General features: G+C 37.9%; 16 protein-coding genes. 8 read left to right on the top strand and 8 right to left on the bottom strand.

Annotated elements, in window-relative coordinates:
• Nucleotides 1-62: 62 nt before the first annotated feature.
• Nucleotides 63-467 carry a DUF5856 family protein gene (locus tag ACYQ3L_RS05560; RefSeq protein WP_380001558.1) on the bottom strand — a complete coding sequence of 135 codons (405 nt, stop codon included), beginning with the start codon at nucleotides 465-467 and terminating at the stop codon, nucleotides 63-65.
• Between the two features lie 207 nt (nucleotides 468-674).
• On the opposite strand from ACYQ3L_RS05560, the gene ACYQ3L_RS05555 reads away from it, so the two are divergent.
• Nucleotides 675-1235, top strand: a complete 561-nt coding sequence (locus tag ACYQ3L_RS05555; RefSeq protein ID WP_380001560.1) for a helix-turn-helix domain-containing protein — start codon at nucleotides 675-677, stop codon at nucleotides 1233-1235.
• Nucleotides 1236-1316: 81 nt separating this feature from the next.
• Here ACYQ3L_RS05555 and ACYQ3L_RS05550 read toward each other — a convergent pair whose 3' ends face one another.
• A complete protein-coding gene (locus ACYQ3L_RS05550) occupies nucleotides 1317-9383 on the bottom strand; it encodes a GH36-type glycosyl hydrolase domain-containing protein (protein WP_459952362.1) in 8067 nt (2688 codons plus the stop codon).
• A gap of 838 nt (nucleotides 9384-10221) precedes the next feature.
• On the opposite strand from ACYQ3L_RS05550, the gene ACYQ3L_RS05545 reads away from it, so the two are divergent.
• Entirely contained in the window at nucleotides 10222-10356 is a 135-nt protein-coding gene (locus tag ACYQ3L_RS05545; protein ID WP_006844260.1) for a hypothetical protein, read from the top strand.
• Nucleotides 10357-10608: 252 nt separating this feature from the next.
• On the opposite strand, the gene ACYQ3L_RS05540 is transcribed toward ACYQ3L_RS05545, so the two are convergent.
• Complete coding sequence (locus ACYQ3L_RS05540; RefSeq protein ID WP_380001564.1) at nucleotides 10609-11574, bottom strand: acyl-ACP desaturase; 966 nt, start codon at nucleotides 11572-11574, stop codon at nucleotides 10609-10611.
• Between the two features lie 428 nt (nucleotides 11575-12002).
• Between ACYQ3L_RS05540 and ACYQ3L_RS05535 the strand changes: the two genes are divergently transcribed.
• Nucleotides 12003-12398, top strand: coding sequence for a hypothetical protein (locus tag ACYQ3L_RS05535; RefSeq protein WP_380001566.1), 396 nt, complete (start codon nucleotides 12003-12005; stop codon nucleotides 12396-12398).
• A 515-nt stretch (nucleotides 12399-12913) separates the two neighbouring features.
• On the opposite strand, the gene rbp is transcribed toward ACYQ3L_RS05535, so the two are convergent.
• From rbp to ACYQ3L_RS05520, 3 genes are all read right to left on the bottom strand, one after another.
• Entirely contained in the window at nucleotides 12914-13213 is a 300-nt protein-coding gene (rbp, locus tag ACYQ3L_RS05530; protein ID WP_194225803.1) for an RNA-binding regulator, read from the bottom strand.
• A gap of 726 nt (nucleotides 13214-13939) precedes the next feature.
• On the bottom strand, nucleotides 13940-14149 hold the full coding sequence (locus tag ACYQ3L_RS05525) for a hypothetical protein (protein WP_287612316.1): 210 nt from the start codon (nucleotides 14147-14149) through the stop codon (nucleotides 13940-13942).
• Nucleotides 14150-14162: 13 nt separating this feature from the next.
• On the bottom strand, nucleotides 14163-14909 hold the full coding sequence (locus ACYQ3L_RS05520) for an alpha/beta hydrolase (RefSeq protein ID WP_459952467.1): 747 nt from the start codon (nucleotides 14907-14909) through the stop codon (nucleotides 14163-14165).
• A gap of 119 nt (nucleotides 14910-15028) precedes the next feature.
• Between ACYQ3L_RS05520 and istA the strand changes: the two genes are divergently transcribed.
• The 4 genes from istA to ACYQ3L_RS05500 all read left to right on the top strand — a co-directional run bounded on the left by istA (nucleotide 15029) and on the right by ACYQ3L_RS05500 (nucleotide 19080).
• Entirely contained in the window at nucleotides 15029-16612 is a 1584-nt protein-coding gene (gene istA / locus ACYQ3L_RS05515; protein ID WP_380002093.1) for an IS21 family transposase, read from the top strand.
• Complete coding sequence (istB, locus tag ACYQ3L_RS05510; protein ID WP_459952321.1) at nucleotides 16599-17381, top strand: IS21-like element helper ATPase IstB; 783 nt, start codon at nucleotides 16599-16601, stop codon at nucleotides 17379-17381. Before istA ends, istB begins: the two co-directional genes overlap by 14 nt.
• A gap of 77 nt (nucleotides 17382-17458) precedes the next feature.
• Complete coding sequence (locus ACYQ3L_RS05505; protein ID WP_459952361.1) at nucleotides 17459-18001, top strand: hypothetical protein; 543 nt, start codon at nucleotides 17459-17461, stop codon at nucleotides 17999-18001.
• 191 nt (nucleotides 18002-18192) lie between these two features.
• Entirely contained in the window at nucleotides 18193-19080 is an 888-nt protein-coding gene (locus ACYQ3L_RS05500) for a Fic family protein (protein WP_379993745.1), read from the top strand.
• A 487-nt stretch (nucleotides 19081-19567) separates the two neighbouring features.
• On the opposite strand, the gene ACYQ3L_RS05495 is transcribed toward ACYQ3L_RS05500, so the two are convergent.
• Nucleotides 19568-20359: a class I SAM-dependent methyltransferase gene (locus ACYQ3L_RS05495; protein WP_379993747.1), complete on the bottom strand. Its 792-nt coding sequence runs from the start codon at nucleotides 20357-20359 to the stop codon at nucleotides 19568-19570.
• 120 nt (nucleotides 20360-20479) lie between these two features.
• Here ACYQ3L_RS05495 and ACYQ3L_RS05490 point away from each other — a divergent pair, with 120 nt between their 5' ends.
• On the top strand, nucleotides 20480-20719 hold the full coding sequence (locus tag ACYQ3L_RS05490; RefSeq protein WP_379993749.1) for a hypothetical protein: 240 nt from the start codon (nucleotides 20480-20482) through the stop codon (nucleotides 20717-20719).
• Between the two features lie 22 nt (nucleotides 20720-20741).
• Here ACYQ3L_RS05490 and ACYQ3L_RS05485 read toward each other — a convergent pair whose 3' ends face one another.
• Nucleotides 20742-22382 (bottom strand): ABC transporter ATP-binding protein, encoded by a 1641-nt coding sequence (locus tag ACYQ3L_RS05485; protein WP_379993751.1) that lies wholly within the window; start codon nucleotides 22380-22382, stop codon nucleotides 20742-20744.
• Nucleotide 22383: the final 1 nt, after the last annotated feature.

Genomic DNA, 22383 nt, shown 5'->3' with positions numbered 1-22383 from the left:
CCGCTATTTTTGCTCATTTAGAATATGATAGAGATAACACTTTTTCATACTCTCTTCAATAATTATTGCAATCGCTGCAATTTATACAGAAGTCGTTGTACAGTTTCTTGATAATCGTCGATAATGGATTGGGTAAAAGCTTCGGAAAACAATTCCCTCTGAGTTTCCATGTATGCATAAAAGTCCTTGGTGTATTTGATAATATCATCAGGGATGCAAGTTTCAGGAATGACTATTTCAATATCTCCATGCATACTAATGGTAGTTTCTACCAAACTATCTGTTGCCTTTAACAAGCTGTCTACAGCTGCGTCTAAAGCCATATGTTGCGAATAGCTCCCTTTCCCTGTTACATACCAATGATAAAGCTTTAGGGCACTATTGAAAGAAAATATCTGACCAAAGCACAAAGAAGAAGCTGCTTTTGCTATGTCTTTGGTAGTGCGTGGTATTAATTTTGTTGTCATAGTTTTTCTCTTTATTATTATTTACCGTTCAACCTAAAGATACAACTTCAATAAGGAAATGTAGTTATATAGTTCTATATGAATGTTACACAATTCATAGATATATCAGGGTCTGTTCTATGTTTCCTAATCTATACTTGGGTAAAAAAACTTTCTGCGCAAGCAGACCTAAATAAATCAGGATATTACAATCAAATAAGCACTCCTATGAAGATATATGTCAAATATATGGTTAGTCGCCGTTGCATAATGATGGTGAAATCCAATCTTGATGAGATCGGAGTCAAATATTCCAGTGTTCAGTTGGGAGTAATAGAAACTTTAGAGAAAATTTCAATTGAACAGCAAGAGCAGCTTCGGACAATACTATTGAAATCGGGACTTGAATTGATGGATGATAAAAAGGTAATCCAGATAGAACAGATAAAAACTATCATTATAGAACTGATACATCACGCTAGAGAAGAACTAAAGGTAAACTTTTCTGACTATCTGAGTGAAAAACTAAATAACAACTACACCTATTTAGCCAATTTATTTTCGGAGGCAGAAGGTGTTACTATTGAACATTTTATTATTATACATAAAATAGAAAAGGTAAAAGAATTAATTCTTTATGATGAATTGAACCTTACCGAAATTTCCTATAAATTACATTATAGTAGCCTCGCCCATTTATCCTATCAATTTAAAAAAGTGACCGGATTGACTCCTACTTTTTACAAGAACCTTAAGAATAAACGCCGGAATAATATTGAAAACTTATAAAAGCTCCCTCCAAAGGCTTTGATTTGACCTTTTAGAGAAGCTTTTTTCTATCTTATTGAGGCTAAACAATTTCATGTTTTACTACCTAATCCAAACCTCAACAAAATGTTCTGTACAATCATTCTTCATATGTAGAGTGTTTAAATCATTCTGCTTCTGCCCATCTAAAATAAGATAGAGTTCTATAGAATCTTCGACTCGATTGAACGTAATATGATAAACAGTCTCTTGAAAACGATAATGTACTTTGTAACTATTCCATTCTTTCTTCAAATGGGGAGTTAGAAATAGTTTATCTCCCACACGATTGATGCCTAACAATGTTTCTGTCAACAAACGATACATCCATGATGCTGAACCAGTGTACCATGTCCAGCCTCCTCGTCCGAGATGCTGAGGGTTTGTGTACACATCTGCAGCTACCACATAAGGCTCAACTTTGTAAATGGCAATATCTTCTGCAGTGGCGCCATGTTGTATAGGATTCAGTAAATCGAAAAGTTCCCATGCTTTATCCGTTTCTCCCAGCATAGCAAAAGCCAACACTGTCCAGATGGCTGCGTGAGTATATTGCCCTCCGTTTTCACGGACTCCCGGAATATATCCTTTTATATAACCCGGATTTAGAGATAATTTATCAAATGAAGGTGTAAACAGTCGGATAAGTTTGGCCTCTCTTTCAACTAACTGCATATCAACTTCATTCATGGCCATTACCGAACGCTCCTTATCTCCTGCACCACTAATTACTGACCAACTTTGAGCAATAGAGTCAATCTGGCATTCTTCATTCAAGACAGAACCGAGAGGACTACCGTCATCAAAAAAGGCTCGACGATACCATTTGCCATCCCAAGCATGTAACCTGATGTTTTTTTGCAATTCTTTTGCTTGATCTACACAGTACTGAGCAAAAGATTCATCATTGCGAAGCCTTGCCACATCCGAAAACTTGACTAATACATCGTACAAAAAGAAACCAAGCCAAACGCTTTCACCTTTTCCTTCTTTTCCTACCAGATTCATACCATCGTTCCAATCACCGCATCCCATGAGAGGTAAACCATGCACGCCGAATTTAAGACCGTACTTAATACTCCTCACGCAATGTTCATAAAGAGATGCAGATTCGGCTGAATGATTGGGTTGATCGTAATATGATTCTTCGTCTGCCCGTAGCTCTCGTCCTTCAATAAACGATATGATTTCGTCTAAAATATCATTATCTCCAACAGCTAAAATATATTGACATGTGACATAAGGCAACCACAAATAGTCATCCGAAAAATGTGTTCGTACTCCTCGGTTCATTGGTGGATGCCACCAATGTTGTACATCACCTTCCGTAAACTGATGCGCGGCTGCACGAAGTATTTGTTTCCTGGTTATATTAGGTTCAACATGAACCAGAGCCATTACATCTTGCAACTGATCGCGGAAACCATATGCTCCGCCTGATTGATAAAATCCTGAACGTGCCCAAATACGACTACTCAATGTTTGATACAGTAACCAACCGTTAGCCATTACATTTACAGAAGAATCAGGAGTGTCTACCTTGACTTTTCCAAGTGTTCGATTCCAATAATTACGAACATCATCCAATGCTTGTTGCGAAGATCCTATTTGTCGATAACGACGCACTAACTGTTTCATCTCCTCGTTATTCTGAGCAAAACCTAACTTGAAACGAGTCTCTTTAGTTTTCCCTTCTGCCAAATTAAAAATAACTTGCACAGCTCCACAAGTATCTATACCTGCTCCTGTTTTTCCGGATAGCCGAGTATGCGTCATCGCTTCCGGATCGGATAAACTTCCATTTTGCCCAATAAATTCTTTTCGGTCGCCTGTCACCGTTCGGGGCTCATTGACATCTATAAAAGCAATCTTTCCTGCAAAATCTGAGTTGTAAAAATTATGAGCAAAAAGCACTCCTGTTTCTATATCTACCACTGTCTGCGTATGCAAAAGGCTTTTAGATTTTCTCTCTGCCAATACCCATTCATAATAGCCGGTAACAGATAAGTTCCGAGGGCGATTCGATATATTCTTTATTTTTAAGATTGTGAATTTTATGGATGTGTCCAAAGCTACATACATCCATAGTTCTGATTCTATTCCGTTTTCAGTATGTTCAAAAACAGTATAACCAAAACCATGTCGAATGACATAAGGGGTATTTCCTCTCGTGGGATAAGGCATTGGTGACCAATACTGCCCCGTTTCTTCATCGCGAACATAAAAGGCTTCACCCGATGAATCCAGTATTGTATCGTTATGCCAAGATGTAATACGGAACTCATGTGCATTTTCGCCCCAAGTATAAGCACTTCCACTCTCAGATACCACCGTTCCAAAATGTTCATTTGCCAATACATTACACCAAGGAGCCGGTGTCGATTCTCCCGGTTTTAATGTAATAATATATTCCTGCCCATCGGGAGAAAATCCACCGACACCATTTGAAAGTATAACATCATCGGGTACAAATTTTATTGTACTGACGTCTTCAATAGCAAGTATTGGTTTTAATATTGGAGTTTGAACATCCGTAGTTAACTTACCTTCCATTTGGTCGAATAATGTTCCTTGCTCATCATCGATTACAATTCGGGCAACAGACTGAAGGAGCACTATATCTTCATGTGGCATATGCTCTATCCGTCGAACATAAATGCCACCTTGCTTTTCTAAGAACGTAGCATCTACTCCACTATGTATCAGGTTTATTATCTCATCATACAACGATTGGCGATACACTGATGTGTCTTCGTTCAATATAACAAGGTCGATCACTAAACCTTTCATCCGCCAGTAAGCATGCGCCAAAATCAATTGACGTACCAATTCTATATTTGTTATATCCTTTATTCGTAATAACACTAACGGGATATCACCTGAAATCCCATAACTCCACAATCCGCTCTGTCCGCGTCTGTTGTTTTTTATGGTATTCGGATCTGTCCTGAATAAAGGATTAGCATAAACCAAAGATCCTGCCATTTTCGCAAAAACCTGAGCTTCGGTCTCGGTAATATTAAGTTGATAAAGAACCACCTGACTGTGAGTCCATGCCAATTCAAAGGCACGATCGGTCATACGGATGTTCTGGTATTTATCCGATAGGGACAATGCTCCTAAATGCGTGTTGGACATACCTAGTAGCACATATACATTTACACTCTTTCGGGCTGGGATAACGATCGATCGTCGCAATGCAATACAAGGATCCAGAACAGAACCCTCGCTATTTGATAATGCTCCGGATTGCCTCATTGCCAAAGGCTTTGACAATGAATGTCCACGACCAACAAAAGAAGCCCTGTCAGTTTCGCACGTAACGTCATTTTCCTGATCTTGCCCGGATAAAAGCAAATGCAGTAAGTATGGTGGGGTTTCATCCTGTGAACGGGGACGTCGGGTACACAATATGGACGAAGCTGCTGCATTAAATTCGGTTTGTACAAACAAGTTATTGAAAGCAGGGTGTGCTTCATCTGCATCTTGTGACGATATAACCACTTCGCTGTATGTAGTCAGTTCTATTCTCCGTGACTTATTGGTATGGTTGGTTAAGGTTATTCGCCTCAGTTCCATGTCATCTTCGGGTGAAACACAGATGGTTGTTCTTACTTCCAATTTAGAATGTTGTTGTTTAAATTCGGCATAAGCCTGAGTGAATTTTACGCTGTAATCATCAGAAGGACTTGGTATCGGTTGGTTTCCGATCGACCAGTATTCTCCTGTATCAACATCGCGTAAATAAACGAATAATCCATGACAACCTGCGGTTGCATCTTCACGCCAACGGGTGACAGCTAAATTATTCCATCGGCCATAGCCTCCACCACTGTTATTTATCATTACCTGATAACGTCCGTTAGATAGCAAGTTGATTTCGGGTGGTATGTTTTTATTATCGAAAACTCGAGTATAACTTACACTGTTAGATAATAACGGATTAGTCCCTTCGATCTCAAATTTAGAGTCATCCGATATAACATCGATCTTTATATTATGAGGATTTTTTTCCTGTAATAAAGGCTCAAAAGCCTTAATCATCGGGCAAGATATAAAACGCTCCTGCATCTTATTTCCTTTCATTATGTTGGATATCGATACAAGTCCCATACCTTGATGATGTGCCATATAGGAGTGAACAGCTATGCTTGTTTCATTTAACGGCAGATGAGATGGTGTATAATCCACAGCCTCGTAATAACCATACATGCCTTCAAAGCCGTCATCAGTAAGGCGTTCCAAGTTTTCGCACGCTTGTCGCGAATTAACCATCAGAGCCAGAAGAGTGGCATAAGGTGCAATCACCAGATCTTTTGACAGACCTCGCTTCAATCCCAAACTTGGTATCCCGAAAGCTTTATATTGATAATTGAATTGAGTATCAGTACGATTTAATCCTGATTCTGAAATTCCCCAAGGAATATTGAATTTTTTACCGTATTCGATTTGTTCATAGATTACTCCTTTGTAGGTTTGGTCGAGCAATGTTTGCTCATAATTTGGCATAACTAACAGTGGCATCAGGTATTCGAACATAGAACCGCTCCACGAGACTAATATAGGTTTGCCCTGCGAAAAAATAAGTAATCTGCTGAGCGAAAACCAATGCTCTAACGGAATTTGTCCTTGAGCTATGGCTACATAACTACACAAGCGTGCTTCGGAAGCTAACATATCGTACGAACCTTGATCCATCCGTTGTTCGATGACATTATATCCGATCGAGAATAACTTCTTTACTGGATCATACAAAAAGGCAAAATCCATTTTGGCAAAACTATCACTTTGCTGTGCCAGAACATTGACAATACGTATTCTTTGTTTTGCATTCCTTATTGCATCCTTCAGACAAGCCAGCCATTGTGTTAAGTATTTTATTTCTCTATCTGCTGATAAATTATCTTTGCCGGACAATTGCTCTAATACAGATTGAATTTGTGAACAAATACCGATAGCTTCTAAATTGGCTATTTGTGTTAACGTAGGCACATAATCTAAAGCTTCCAGTGTAGAAATTACATGATTCATCTGTTTATCTGCAATACTTTCTCCCGATCTTTCAACAGGAACAGGAAGTGATATGGCAAGCCAAGGGGCAAGAAAAAGCATTTCGTCAACATACTCCTTGCAGTTTTTCTTTAATACCGCACCCCATGAGTTTAGTACGGCATCGTCGGATGATAAAGTATTATTGATCTGTTCGATTTGTTCTTCTGCGGATTTTAAAAGGGCAAACGCGGCGGTTAAAGTTTCGGGCAAAGACTTAGATAATTCCTTTTCGAATAGAATTAAAGCCTTGTTTTTGCAGTCAATGTTTCTCATTGTCTGTACAGTGTCAAGCATCCCTTCGAAAATAACAGGCTTGTAAATATTGTCTTTTTCTAATTCCCTTAGCCCTTGGGCGAGTGTAAGCAAATGCCCTGCCAGATTACCACTATCGACACTCGAAACATACAGCGGGAACATAGGCTCAAGTGTTTCGGTATTATACCAATTATACAGATGCCCCTTGTGTTTTTGCAGTTTTGTCATAGTATCAAAGGTCAGCTTAGTTCGCTCTACAAACTTTCCGGCTGTCAGGTATCCTAAATCAAAGGCGGATAAATTGGCTAATAACGACAGACCAATATTGGTAGGAGAAGTACGGGAAGCAATAGCAGGATTGGGTGTCTCCTGAAAATTGTCGGGTGCTAACCAGTTCTCCTTTTCATTAACAAATATCTCGAAAAAATGCCAGGTTTTACGGGCTATACGGTGTAATAGAAGATATTGCTCATTTGTTATGTGAGATATTTTGGGGATTGTGGGACAACTTGCACGCCAAGCGATATATGGAGCAATTATCCATATAAATAAAAACGGAGAAACGTATAGCATGATAGGGTTGTACATACCTAACGATATTCCGCAGAAGATAGCCATTACGGGCGAAAACCACATTCTATTATAGAATCCCGATAGCGTATTAACTGCTTTTCTCTCTACATCGGCAGAGGTTTGCCATTGCATCAGATGTTTATGAGATATAGTAAGTCGCCAAAGAGTGACAATAATTGCTTTTACACATAGATAGGCTTCGTATGGGAGAACAACTAATGCAAATAAAACCTGTTTAAATTGATGCATGCTTTTTTCTAAGACCTCCCATAAATGGAGTTTCCACGATTGGTCCTTTGCTTTGCGTAAAGAGTTGGTTATATTCTCCAATACAAAAGGAAGAGCGATAATGAGAAGAATCAACAATAGACCTGACCAAAGTTTTTGAGGAAACAATGTTGCAAATCCGATCAAAAATAACAATGTTGCAGGCGAGACTATACTTCGACGTAAATTATCAAGTATTTTCCATCTGCTTAAACTCGAAATAGGATTTCGGGAAAAACCTTTACCCGAATTAGGAACGCAAGGCAATATCCATTGTAAGATTTGCCAGTCGCCCCGTATCCAGCGAAAACGACGGTTTGCATCCATATTATAACCCGAAGGAAATGATTCGGAAACTTCTATATCACTAACAAGTCCGGAACGGATATAGGATGATTCCAACAAATCGTGGCTAAGTATTTTGTTCTCAGGAAAACGGTTATTTAAGCTGGTTTCAAATGCATCTACATCATAAATACCTTTACCCATATAAGAACCTTCGTGAAACACATCCTGATAGACATCGGATACAGTTCGTGTGTAAATATCAATACCCGAGTCGCCTGTAAACAAGCGTGAGAAAGGGGAACATTGACTGCTGACAAGATTGGACGAAACGCGAGGTTGAAGAATACCATAACCCCGAATTACAACATTGCGTTTCACATCAAGTTCTGCCTGATTCAGTGGGTGAGCCATTGTTCCTATCAGCTTATGAGCAGTGTCGGGCGATAATTGTGTGTCTGCATCTAAGGTTATCACATACTTAAAGCTTAGCAATATAGACAGTTCTCCTTCAATGCGTGAGAAGCAATTGTTTTCTGTTCCTCTTAGTAATGAATTAAATTCCATTAGCTTACCTCTTTTTCGCTCATATCCCATCCATGTTTTTTCTTTCGGATTCCGTTGACGAGGACGGTGAAATAGATAGAACAAAGTGCCGTTATCAATCCTGTACTTTTTATTGAGATTTTCAATCCCCAAACGTGCCCGGTTGAGCAAGAGATCATCGGAGGCCTCTTTCTCGTTAGCAGCATCCGGAAAGTCTGTCAATAATCCAAAATGAAGATTGGTATTTCTATTCGACAGATAATGAAGTTCCAATTGGGAGATAAGATTATCAATATTTTCTTCATTCGAAATGATGGTTGGGATAACAACCATTGTACGGCATTCGATCGGTATCGATTTGGAAAAATCGAGCCGAGGTAGAATATCCGGTTTTGCAAAAAGTGTAATTATCCAATTGACGAAGAATACTGCAAACTGGCTAATGAAAATAAGAAAGAGAAATGATAAAATTATGAAATGCCAATGTGTTATTGATATTTCTTTAGATTGAAAGACAGAAACAAATAGGATAAATCCTAGTAGAGATAATATAGCTATAGATCCGGCATAAATAGCTAAGGGAGCACCTCTTAATACATTTTTTATTCTTGTCGAGACAGTCTTTTTTACATCAATTTCTTTTTCGAGTAAATATTTTCCATCACCTATTAAAAAATAGCCCACATGAGCTTGTTGTGTGCCTGTATCTTTATACAATTGGGTTAATGTAATTGCAGATTGAGCGATTTCAATCTCTGATCTAAGGCTGTTTTGTGCTAATGATTCTATAATATGTCGATAATGGTCACGAGTATTAAAATCCATAGATCCATAAGTTCCGGAGGGATCTTTAAGTAAGATTTGCTCTACAATACTTTGTTTTTCAACAAATATTTTCCAGTCGGTTGTATTTATAAACCGGAGACTATTTATGATATGACTAACAGATAATTGATTTGCTGCCTGATTTTGATTTTCCTGATAGATCAGTTCGTCTATAAAAAGCCCGTCCTCCGCCAGTTTTTGTTCAAGCCAATTCCGGGCTATCTGTAATGTCGAATTTTGAGACGATAACCGTTGACTGAATTCCGATACAAAAGAACCGGATGTCGGAATATCGGAATGGGACATATCAGCTACTATCTCAATCAATTTGGAGGGCTTTTTGAGAGCGGTATCTTCCAACTTGTCGACCCACAGTTTTGCTATATCTCGATGTTTCGTATTTAACTGTAATCGAGTTGCAATACGTTGCAAATTTTCGATTAACGCCAACCGTAACATGATAGGAATTGCCCATAACTCTCCTATCTTGAGGGCAGATTTTATTTGGTATGTCTTATAAAAAGCAGAAAGCGATTCTATATCAATCTGAGAATCCGTATGGGAGATGAGTTCTATGACTGAAGAATATATACGGGGTATCCCTTTATATTCACCTTTTAAGAGACAAGGAAGTTCTTGGTTATACTCCTTGGGGTAGTGATGTCGGGCTAATAAAATATGCTCTTCAATTAAATAAAAATTGTCGATCATCCATTCGATAGCGGGAGTTACATAACTTCGATTGCTACTTGTTAACATTTCATTATTGAAATCGTGCAGAACACCATCATTATAATCTAATTGCTCTCGCAGATAATTACTCTGTGTACTCCCTGTTGCCTGATGATCCTCTCCAAGTGCTTTCGAATACTCTGCCAACTGTTCTGTATTAAACAATTCACCGTAAAAAGGTTTATTATTGACTTTGTTTTGGAATTTCTTATAACTTCTAAAATCTAACATATTTGTTTCTTCTGTTTATTTTAAAAGGTATGTTGATTTATGGGTGTTTGTGTTACATAATATCTTCAATAAGTTACATAATTCTTAGGTAAAGTCATCAAAAGTGTTGAAACTATTAATTATATAACTTATAGTTTTAATTATGTAATATATTTTCGATAAGAAATCCTGATCTTGAAAAACTATTTAAAACAAAAAAACTATGTCAAAAGAAGAAAAAGGAAAAGATAGAGCAGACAGAAAAGCTCCTCAAAAGAATCTAAAAGAGAAACGAGCGGATAAGGCTAATAAGCGAGCAGAAAAGAATCGTAAAGGATTGGATGACTTGAAAAAATAACGATTAGGGTCTGGGCATTGTTTATAGTTGGTAACAATTATACTTCTTCGTTTTGCGCTATTCTGCTAACTACAATTATAAGCGAATCGACGTATTTTAACATTTATACATGATGGAATTCTTTAATATGCTCTTATCTGTGTTTGATTGACTTTATTTATTCAAATTCGACTTTCTGTAATAACTTCTTAAATAAGAGTTTATCTTTCACCTGTATTGCCACGAATAATGACAATACTTCGTCCAATGGTATTATTTCACAGCAGGTTGTACCCATTTGAAAATATAAGAATCGACTGGAATAACCAATCGTTCTGATATTTTAGACATACGTGCAGGAAGCTTCATCAGAAAATCACGGGCACGTTCTGCTTCGTCTGTTAATCCTGAAATTTTATCTATCTGCCATTTATCTATCAGTTTTTGCATAATATCTACGTAATCAGTGGCAGTATATACCCCGATGCGCTGTGCAGCATTTGAAAACTGTTCGAAGGCAGTACTTATTTTCTCTTTCGATTCTCTCAGGAAATGAGCGGGCATAACAATCTTTTGTTTCATCATATACTGGAAAGCGAGCATCATTTCACTAGGGTCCACCTCAAATATGCGCCTTACAAATTCGCTGTAAGCATGGTGATGCCTCATTTCGTCACTTGCAATACGTTTACACATTCTCGACAATTTATCATTACTCATTTTTTGAGCCATTTCTGCTACACGATTGTGTGAAATGAAGGTTGCCAATTCCTGAAAACTGGTGTATACAAAGTTTTTGTAAGGATCTCTTCCTGTTCCAATATCAAAGCCGTCATTGATCAGATGTTGTGTAGTCTGCTCAATCTCTCTCATATTCACTCTGCCGGATAAATAAAGATATTTGTTTAATAAATCGCCGTGACGGTTTTCCTCTCCTGTCCAGTGCCTGATCCACTTTGACCAGCCGTTGCGCTTTTCTCCGTCTACATTGTCTATACCTTCTACATCCATCAGCCACGATTCATAAGTGGGCAAAGCCTCCTCGGTGATGGTGTCCCCGACCAATACGACCCAAAAGTCGTAAGGAAGTTCTTTGGCCAGTTCGCGTAATTCTTTTACATCCTCAAAAAAAGTTTCTTTTTCTGAGTCGGGGAGATAATCAGACGGTTGCCATATTTTTTCAACAGGAACCAAAAACTGAGTAATAAAATGATCTACATTTTTTTCTAAGAAGTGCATAACTTCTAAACGGATATTTGTAATTGACATTGTACTATATTAATTAATGCCTTCTACATCTGATCTTTCCTTTTTCTCAAATGTTTCTGAGAGGAGTATATCTTTCGCAGTAAAAGGCTGATGTATTGTAAAGGTAAAATTATTTTCAAGCACTAATAGTAAATTATTATATTTTGTCATTATCTACAAGTTATTAATAGTTAAACACCTATCATGTAAGCGGCTGAAATGAATTTCCATGAATTTTATTTTACTCGTTTCTTTATGAAAGATTTATAGTGAATTACTCTGTTGAATAAGGTTATAAACTATTTGTACTTCAATCTAGAACTGATAAACAATATTCGTTAATTTGTTGTGAAATAACCAACTAATAATTCTCTCAAATGTTTATTATAATAGGAATATATTATTCAAAACAAAAACAAATGAAAAAAATTATCATTTTTACAATTATGCTGATAGGCATATCGCTACCTGTTTTTCTTCACGGGCAAAATGTGGTAATCAGTGAAAAGACATCATCTGAAATAACTAAAATTAAGGAGAAAGAAGCAAAAGAAATTAAGAACGCAGAGGAACAACAAGAAAAAAATATTGAAAAGGTGAAGAAACAACAAGAAAAGAACAATAAAAAATCATCTGAAAAAGCGAGAAAAGATGCAAGTAATGATGTAGAGAAAAGAGCCAATAAAGATCAACAAAAATTAGAAAAATCTACTCTCAAGGCTATCGAAAAAGCAGAAAAGTCAAAAATGAAAGCCCGACAAAAAGCTGATCGTAAAATAAAAGAAATTCAAATCAAGGAAGGTGTCGTTCTTTAAGAAGTTTAAATTATTAGTAGGTTAATTAACAGTAATTTATTAAACGAAATATATGTAATTACTGTTTTAATATAGCGAGTGTAAGATGTTTGCATAATATTACATTTCGTAGAGAGAGGCCCGCCGGAAGACGATCACCTCTCTCATCTATTAAAAGCGTTTTCTTCATCACGTTTTCCTATATCTTTTTAAATTAGGTTATGACCAGTACTCCTCCTGATCTGACAAATAAACAAAAAATCAGGATCGGAAATATAGTTGTTTCTACACCTAAAAAAGTGTGGTATTGTAGATCAATATACAGCTCTACTTATAAAAAACAGAGTTCAAAATATTGGAGTACATATTGTTCAATGTTGTATCTCTACGCTGAAAGATCTTATCTAAAATCCATCTATCAGCAACTTATTTTCTATAGATATTTTTTACTAAGATAAAAATATGATCGAGAGTAAATAAAATAAGGTAGCCCGATTGAGCTACCTTATTTTTATATTGAATCTGTAAAATATTTGTCAATATCTGTTGTTATAACCTCCTCTATTGTTACCATAAGAGTTGTTATTTCTTTCCTGACGAGGTCTTGCTTCTGAGACTGAGATAGTTCTTCCATCATATTCAACTCCGTTCAGTTTTGAAATTGCTTTATTTGCATCTTCGTTGTTGTCCATTTCAACAAACCCGTAGCCTTTAGACCTGCTGGTACTACGATCCATAATAACTTTAGCTGAATTAATAACTCCATACTCCTTAAAAAGAGTGTTTAAATCGGCATCGTTAACATCGTAACTCAAACCTGCGATAAAAATGTTCATTGTAAAAAAATTATAAAATAAATAATCAGAAGAGAATTACGGCAAATAAGCACTTTAAACTAAAAATCTGCGGAATTAAAGGATAAGTATGAAATTTGTAATAAAAACTCAAATCTTTAATACAAAGATACGTCTAAGTATTTAAAGATCACTGCCTTTTTGCTGTAAAATACTGACATATAGTTAATTATTGTTTTTTTTTATACGAATAACAAATATTTTAACTACCAAACACAACCCCATTTTATATCTATAGAAATTTTTCGGTATTTGTGCCTGCTAAGAGATTACATCCGAATGAGAATTCAATGGATTGGGGATAAAAACATTTATAAGTATTTTACTTATGCTTCCTTTCATTCTACTTTTCATTGTAGATTCCTTATTGTGGTTTAAACGATTAAAATATGACAGATGGAGTAAATAAGCATTAAATGAAAGTATTTATTGTATCCAATAACAGGGTAAAGCAATAGGAAGCTCTATGTAGGTATATTACAGATATACCATTGTGTGATTATATACCTTTATGGACTCGTTAGATGTGTAATTCCTATTATATATGTATATGAAATTTGATCGTATGGGTATAGATCAGAGGTCTCTAGCTTCATTCCTAATCTTTGTAAAACATACGGCAAATACCATTTAAGGAATAATTTCCCTAAATGGTATTTTTATTTACCGTATTTCATTTACCGGAAGAATCGAAAAAAACATTCTTTTTTATTTTTCAGTTTTCACCTCTACTCGATCTTTTAAATATCCGGCTTCGTTTTTAACAATATCGGTTATATTCTTTAAATCTTTCTTTGATTTCCTGAAAAATTTGTTGGCATTGTCATAAATACAGTCAAATTGCCCATCGTCTTGCAGCTTACGAATCAAATACCCTGATAAAGAGCCAATTACTAGACCAAATAATACTTTTTTCATAACTATTTTTTATTTATTTGAGATAATATTTTAATATACCTGCCGAATATATGACCATCGAACGTGTTTGGGGTGAGGCTGCTAACCCATTCAATAGCCCGAAATCATGAATTACACCATTGTAACGGATAGTTGTAACATCGACTCCTGCTTCATCGAGTTTACGCCCAAACGCTTCGCCCTCATCCCTCAATATATCATTTTCTGCCACCTGTACGATGGTCGGTGGTAATCCCCTAAGTTCATCAATAGAAGCCAAAAGTGGAGAAAGGTAAATCTCTTTACATTGTTTCAAATCGGTTGTATACTGATCGAACATCCATTTCATCAATGATGCAGTCAAAAATCTTTGTTCACCATATATTTTGTACGATTCTGTATCGAAATCAGTATTTGTCACGGGCCATAATAAAATCTGAACTTTGATAAATGAATCATTATTTTTCTTTGCCAATAAGCTGGTAGCAATAGCCATATTTCCTCCGGCACTATTTCCGACCAGAGCCAGACGCTTACTGTCTATATTTATTTCGCCTCCATGCTTTGATATCCACTTGGTAGCTGCATAAATTTCATTGATAGCCTGTGGATATTTAGCCTCTGGCGAAGGGTTATAATTTATGAAAACAGCGGCATATCCCGATTCTACGACTAAGTCGCGTACCATCCGTTTATGCGTATTATAGTCACCTAAGATCCACCTGGAAAATCCAGTGAGCGTTGCCCCCTCGTGCCAGTCTAAATTGACCCCATGTACCAAAATATGTTTGACCCTTTTCGCCAAAATAAAAATGTCCCCTGTCGGAATATAAACCAACAGGGGATTTTTATGTAATTTAGATTTACCCTCCTGGTCGATGGGTTAAAACTAAAATTACTATGACAACAAAATTAGCAAACATTCTTCATTGCTATGCAATGGGGATGGGTATAAAAGGTATCAGCGCGACCTTTGAGCTATCCCGTAACACAGTGCGCAAGTATGTGCGTTTGTTTCAAGAGAGTGGTATGCCAATGGAGCAGCTTCAGTCCATGCCGGCGAAGCGCCTTGAGGAGATGTTTGGAAGCAGCGGTGAGAGGGAACGTACCCCTTCAGTGCGTCAGTTGGAACTGGAGGCGCTCTTACCTGAGTATGCCGCAAGACTTACACGCAAAGGAGTGACAGTAAAATCTTTGTATGAAGAGTACCGGCGAGAGCATCCGGGTGGATTCCGTCATGCAAGTTTCGGCGCGTACATACAACGTTATCGGCTTGTATCACGTCCGGTGGGTCACGTTGAGCATTACGCCGCAGACCAGCTGTATATTGATTTTGCGGGCGACCGTCTAGAGGTTGTTGATGAGCAAACAGGCGAAGTCAGATCCGTTGAAGTTTTTGTAGCCATCCTTCCTTGTAGCCACTATACCTACTGTGAGGCAGTCTGGTCGCAGAAGAAAGAAGACCTTATAAAAGCATGTGAGAATGCACTACACTTCTATGAGGGTGTGCCCTTTGCAATCGTCCCTGACAATTTGAAGTCGGCGGTAACTCGGAGCAATCGCAATGAGCCGGTTATTAACGAAGACTTTGCCGCTTTTGCCGAGCATTATGGTTGTAGTGTATATCCGGCACGTGTCAGGCACCCAAAAGACAAAGCCCTTGTAGAGAACGCTGTAAAACTGATGTACAAGTCTGTTTATACCGATCTCGAAGGTCTGATGTTCCATGATTTGGAATCACTCAATGCCTGCATTATCCAATCTCTAAGTCGTTTCAACGAGAGAAAACTTACCGGACGCAATCAGTCTCGCAGGCAGTTGTTTGAAGAGGTAGAAAAAGACTATCTACGAACTTTACCCTCTGTGCGGTATCAGATGAAGGAACGCAAATCTGTGACCGTGATGCGTAATAGCTATGTAACTCTCAAGAAGCATCATTACAGCGTGCCAAAGGAATATGTAGGCAAGCGTGTCGATATTGTTTACGATGCTGATACTCTCGATATCTTCTATGGCCTGCGGCTGGTAACAACCCACCAGCGTGATGACACTCCCTATGGCTACACTCGGAAGGAGGCACACAATCTTCCCGGTAGGCATGGTAGCTACGAAAAGGATCTGGACGAGGTTTTTGAACGAGCTACTCAGATAGATAATATCGTCTTGCTTTATCTCAAGGATGTAGCATCGCAGAAGAAATATATGCCTCAGGCCTTCCGCTCATGCAGAGGTATCCTAGCCTTGGAAAAGACCTTCGGACAGGACAGGCTTGTGGCGGCATGCGCCTGTGCTTCATTGATGCGCGTTTACGGATATCAAGATGTTATCGGTATCCTGAACCGGGGCGATGATGCAGACTTTCTGCCACAGGCTGATCAGGACTCGGACACCAACTTATCACTTCCGCACCACAAGAACATCCGTGGACGTGAATACTTCTCAAAATCAACAACAAAAACTAACAACAACAATGGAAACAAATAATAAAACCGCACCCGTTACTCAGGAGAAAGACCAAAATATCATTTCTCTGGATCTGATGAACCGTATGAAGCTGCATGGTATGGCTGCCGCCTTTAAGGAAAGCCTGCAGTCCACCGTTGCCGAGTCTATGACTGCTGACGGCTTCCTCTCATTACTATTGGCTCGTGAATGGGACTATCGTTCGGATGCCTCCATACAACGCCTGATTCGAGGGGCCGGCTTTCGATACAAGGCTTATCTTGAGAATATAGACTATACCATCAATCGAAGTCTCGACCGCAACCATATAGAACGGCTCTCGTCGCTTGACTTTATCCGTCAAGGAAAGAATCTGTTCATTACCGGTTCATCCGGAACCGGCAAAAGTTATATTGCAACAGCCATTGGGTATCAGGCGTGTAAGAACGGAATACGAACTAACTATGCCAATGCATCCAAACTTATGGGAGCGCTAAAAGTTGCAAAGACAAAGGGGATCTTCGAGGCCGAACTCAAGAAAATAGAACGATGTCAGTTACTTATACTTGATGATCTCTTTCTTGTTCCTCTTGACGCTAAAGAACGTTCAATATTGCTTGACATCATCGAAGATCGTCATGAGCGCAAATCTATCATTGTGACCTCACAATTACCGGTTGCCAACTGGTATGATGCAATAGGAGAACCAACAGTCGCTGATGCCATTCTTGACCGCATCGTCCACTCGGCGCATCAGATAGAACTTACCGGTGAGAGTGTGAGAAAAATGAAGGTAGACAAAAACAAGTAAATCTAAAATAAAAATGACCCCGTCGACCAGGATAATTTAGGGGTAATCATAAAGTTTTTTCAGGGGTCAATTTAGATTTGGCACGAGGGGGCAACGCTCACTGGATTTTCCATGAAGTTCCAATAGAAGATAAAATTAATGATAATTTATATTTCAGAGATTCTTATCGGCAACTAAAACTTGCGATGGAAAAGATGGGCAATCGGTATTATGCTTTACTCTATAAGTCTAAAGAGATGTACTATCATAGAAAAGAATTGAATTGGGGATGGGACAAAATCTTATTGTACATTAATTATTTATCAAACAACAATGGAATCAGTTGGATTAGAGGAATATTTTTCACATTAACTTGTGCTCTAATAGCATTTTTGTGTCTTAATTTCCAAATGAAAGAGCCCTTATTTCATTGGACTACAGATGCTTCACTTGAAGATACATTTGAAGCAATAAGATTTAATGCTGAATATTTTATTTCATATCTCTCTACTTATCCTATTCTAAAATTAGATGGACTAAAAGAAAATTGGGTTGTTGATTTAATAGTATTGCTATCTCGTATCTTTGTGAGTGTAGGCATTTATCAGATTATTACGGCCTTTAGAAAATATGGAAAATAATTATTCCACTATCTCCGCAATTTCTTTATTAGATATTGAATTTTTTATTGAGATTCTTTCAGTTCACTATTGGATAAATTATCTTATAATTCATTTTCTGCTAACAAGGCTCTTGCCTATATCGGCAAAAGTGGCTATATTTGAAGCTTATTTCAAGTGAAATTTGCCGATAACAGCAATTTATATACTTTATGCAATATTTATCAGTCAGTCAGTTTGCGCAGAAATGGGGTGTACCTGAAAGAACTATTCGCAACTATTGTGCGACAGGAAGAATAAAAGGAGCTTTCTTAACAGGTAAAACATGGAATATTCCAGAAGATGCCCTTTTACCACAGAAAAGTAGTAGTTTATTCAGTGATAATCCTTTGCTCAATATCCTTAAAGAACAAAAGGATATGAAGTTGAAAGGGGGGATCTATCATCGTACACAAATTGACTTAACCTACAATTCCAATCGTATAGAAGGAAGTAAGCTGACCGAGGAACAGACCCGCTATATCTTTGAAACAAATACAATAGGAGTAACCAATGAAACCATTAATGTAGATGATATAATAGAAACATCCAATCATTTCCGTTGTATCGACCTGATTATTGAGAAAGCAAAGTCAAAACTTACTGAATCATTTATAAAAGAATTGCACTATATACTTAAATCCAGTACATCGGATAGCCGAAAAGATTGGTTCAGGGTAGGCGATTATAAAAAACTGCCTAACGAGGTCGGGGGAATGGAAACATGCCCACCCGAGGAAGTCCAAAATACGATGAAAGAATTACTCAATAGCTATCATTCCAAAAAAGATAAGACGATTGAAGATATAATTAAGTTTCATTACAAATTTGAATGTATACACCCGTTTCAGGACGGTAACGGGCGTGTAGGTCGCCTCATTATTTTTAAGGAATGTCTGGCTAATAACATTGTACCCTTTATCATTGATGAAGATTTAAAGTGGTTTTATTATCGTGGGTTGCAGGAATGGGAAAAAGCACATGGTTATTTAATTGATACCTGCCTGACAGCCCAAGATAAATATAAAGACATACTTAACTATTTCAAAATAGATTATTAAATATAAAAACAAAAATGCTATCTTTACACTATCGCTTAGGGAGGAAAAGTCCTCTGATAATCACTTTCAAAACAAAGTGAAAATCGAGTGAAAAGAGAAAAATACTACATAGCTAATATGCTGACAGCATACGGGTTAGTTGATTAAAAATAAATCCGTCAACGCCCACCAAAAGGTGGAAATGTCGAAAGACAAGCAAAGCCAACAAAAGACAAAGAGTCTGATTATCAGTAGATAGTCAGACTTTTTTTATTTCCATGTGCAGACATAAAAAGACAAAAATTGACTGCGGACATAATTGTAAATAAAAACAAAGATTACTGGGCTTTTGCAATAATAACCAATGAGTTGTATAACTTTGAAGAAAAGTATGGGTAATGATTTGGAAACTATTTAATTTCTGCGGTTTGCACCATATTTCAAAGCACTCGGATAACTGGAAAAAAGATACAAATATAATGTTTATACAGCATACATTTCAAGTTGTTCATAAAAGATTCCGGCATACAAGAACTGCGTGATTGCTAACCCCCGTACAAGAATTACAGTGGAACATATAGTCCATAACTTCCGTCCAAGCGGCATATTTTTCATCATCCATGACATTAATATCAGAAGCGTTAAAAGTGAAGTCCACCCCCACATTCTGAATGACTGTCAATCCATTTGTTGTGACATCATGCTCTATCTCTTCCGGCATAGTAAAGAAAAAGACATCAGGCAAAACATCATCAACACCTTGACTGAGTACAAGTTCGTTCGTTTTCTTGTTTGGATAGTTCGCTTTCAAATTTTCGTCAATGCAACCTCTCAGATATGCGCCAATTTTATTGATATATGCAAACATTATAAGACCATTTGTCTTACAAATGCGCTTACTTTCCTGAATTACTCTTATCCTTTCTTCTCTCGGGAGATGGTACATTGGCCCAAAAACTAAAACGACATCAAAAGTATTGTCTGCAATATCAGGTAAGTCCGTGGCATCACCGACAGATACACTTAAATATGACAATTCTTGTTCTTTGATTTTCTTTTGGAACTGCTCAACATGTCTGGGAGTTATATCAATCCCATGATAGGATTGGCACTTCTTTGATAAATAGAAGCCATAATAACCTGTCCCGCAGCCTAACTCAGCAACAGACATATACGGCTTAATATATTGGTCGAGCAGTTTTTGCGTATAAATAAATTCTATCTGCTCGGCTTTTGAACCAAACGCCCTTTTATTTTCATCAAAATTGTTATAATTTGATATTATGGATTCTTCTTTCATTACCTCTATCCTTTATAATCACTGCAAATTTAGCAAATATCTGTCAACCACTCAGGCAACCGAAAGCAAAAATATCACGGGTAAAAGCCGGATGATTTTGTCAAATACGGCAAGTATGACATGCGTATCCGGGATAAAATACGGGTTGAAAATGGCTATATAACCAAAGCTAAAGTCAAATGGTACGGCGGCGATACTTTTGCTTACCTATACCTCTGGAAAGTAAATAAAGCAGACACAGAATATAAGGAAAGCTGGAGCAACCTAAGGCTGCCGGAAGATAACACGGAAAATAAACAGCGAAAGCCGAATCAAAATATTGCTCAAAAAAGGGAGAAGAAAAATGGTCTGGGATTTTAATTGTTTTTTGGAGACTGTCAAATCATTTTTCTTTCCGTCCCAGTTGGATTATATAATCGCAATACTCCGCAACCGTCTCACGATGGGTAATAAAAATTAATGTTTTGTCTTTCGTTTTTGAGATAAGCCTTTCCATCAGCAACTGTTCCGTTCCTTTGTCCAGTGATGAACTAAACTCGTCCAGAAGCAGTATATTGCCGGCACGAAGCAATCCCCGGGCAATACAGATGCATTGAGCCTGTCCTTCACTCAGCCCCGCTCCTTTTTCCCCGCAAACGGTATCTATACCATCAGGCAGGCCATAGACAAACTCAGCCACTGCGGTTGTTAATACGTTTCTTAATTCTTCTTCCGTTGCATCCGGATTACCCAACAGGAGATTATCCCGTATCGTTCCGCTAAGCAATGTATTTCCCTGCGGTACATAAACCATATTGCAACGGGTAAGCGGACTTATTACTATCTCCTGTTGCCGGTTGTATATGTATATCTTCCCCTTCTGCGGGTAAAGCAAGGAAAGGATCAACCGGATAAGGGTGCTTTTGCCCGTACCTGTCTCACCGATAATTGCCGTGCGGCTGCCCGGAATAAAATCGAAAGAAAAACCCTGTATTACCTGCCGGGTACCACCGGGATAAGTAAATGAAATATTTTCGATGCGAATACCCGTACTTCCATCAAGGGTTAATTGTACCCCTTGCTTTTCCAAAGGAATGTCGCTTAACTCTTTCAACCGTTCTGCCGATGCAACAGATTGTGCTATTGATGGAATGTAACCGCCAAGATCGACCATTGGGCGTTGTATCTGTCCTACCAATTGCAGGAAAGCAGTCATAACCCCAAAAGGGACCGAGCCTTCATAGATTCCGTTTACTCCCCACAGAAATGCAATGACATATCCTGTGGCAAAACCTGCCATAACCAGTGTGCGCGAGAAGAGTGTGAAGCCAATGCGTTTCAGGGATTGCCCATACAGTATATTTTGAAGCAATCCCAGTTTACCTATAACCATATCATTTTGCCCGAGGGTTTGTATAAGTACCTTGTGCTGTATCTTTTCCTGTATGTGCGACTGTATCCGGCTCTCAGAGGTTCGTATATCTTTTGTGAGATATCTCATTCTTTTCATATAATATTTACTTAACAGCAAAAAAACAGGCATTATAAAAATCATTATCCAAGCCATTTGTGTATCCAGGCGGGTAAGGAAAAGAAAGGCGGCAAACAGCTGGAAGCAGGCAACAATCACAGAAGGAAGTATTTTGCAGAATGTCTCGGATACAAGCCGTACATCCTCTTCCATACGGTTGAGTATATCTCCGCTGTGGAAACCTTCTTTCCCGCTCCAAGCACTCAACATCGCATTCGTGAACAGTTTATGCCTCAACTTGTTTTTAAGGCATATGTCATTCTTGTTTTCCAAGTAATTATTCCATGCCGAAAGCGATAATTCTATGGCGACAATTACAATCAACAAAGCTGTATAATACCCGATACTGCCATCTGTGGTATGGCTGGCAATATCTATAAGCTGTTTGCATACCCATACGAATGACAGGGATACGCATACACGCAATATGCCTGTTATACTATTGAAGAGGATAGGCAAGCGTAATCCTTCAGTAGCATTCCAGAGCCAGTGTATGTGCTGCTTTAACCCCATC

It is taken from the genome of Dysgonomonas termitidis, assembly GCF_054657735.1.
This window is presented reverse-complemented; position numbering and strand designations above follow the sequence as displayed.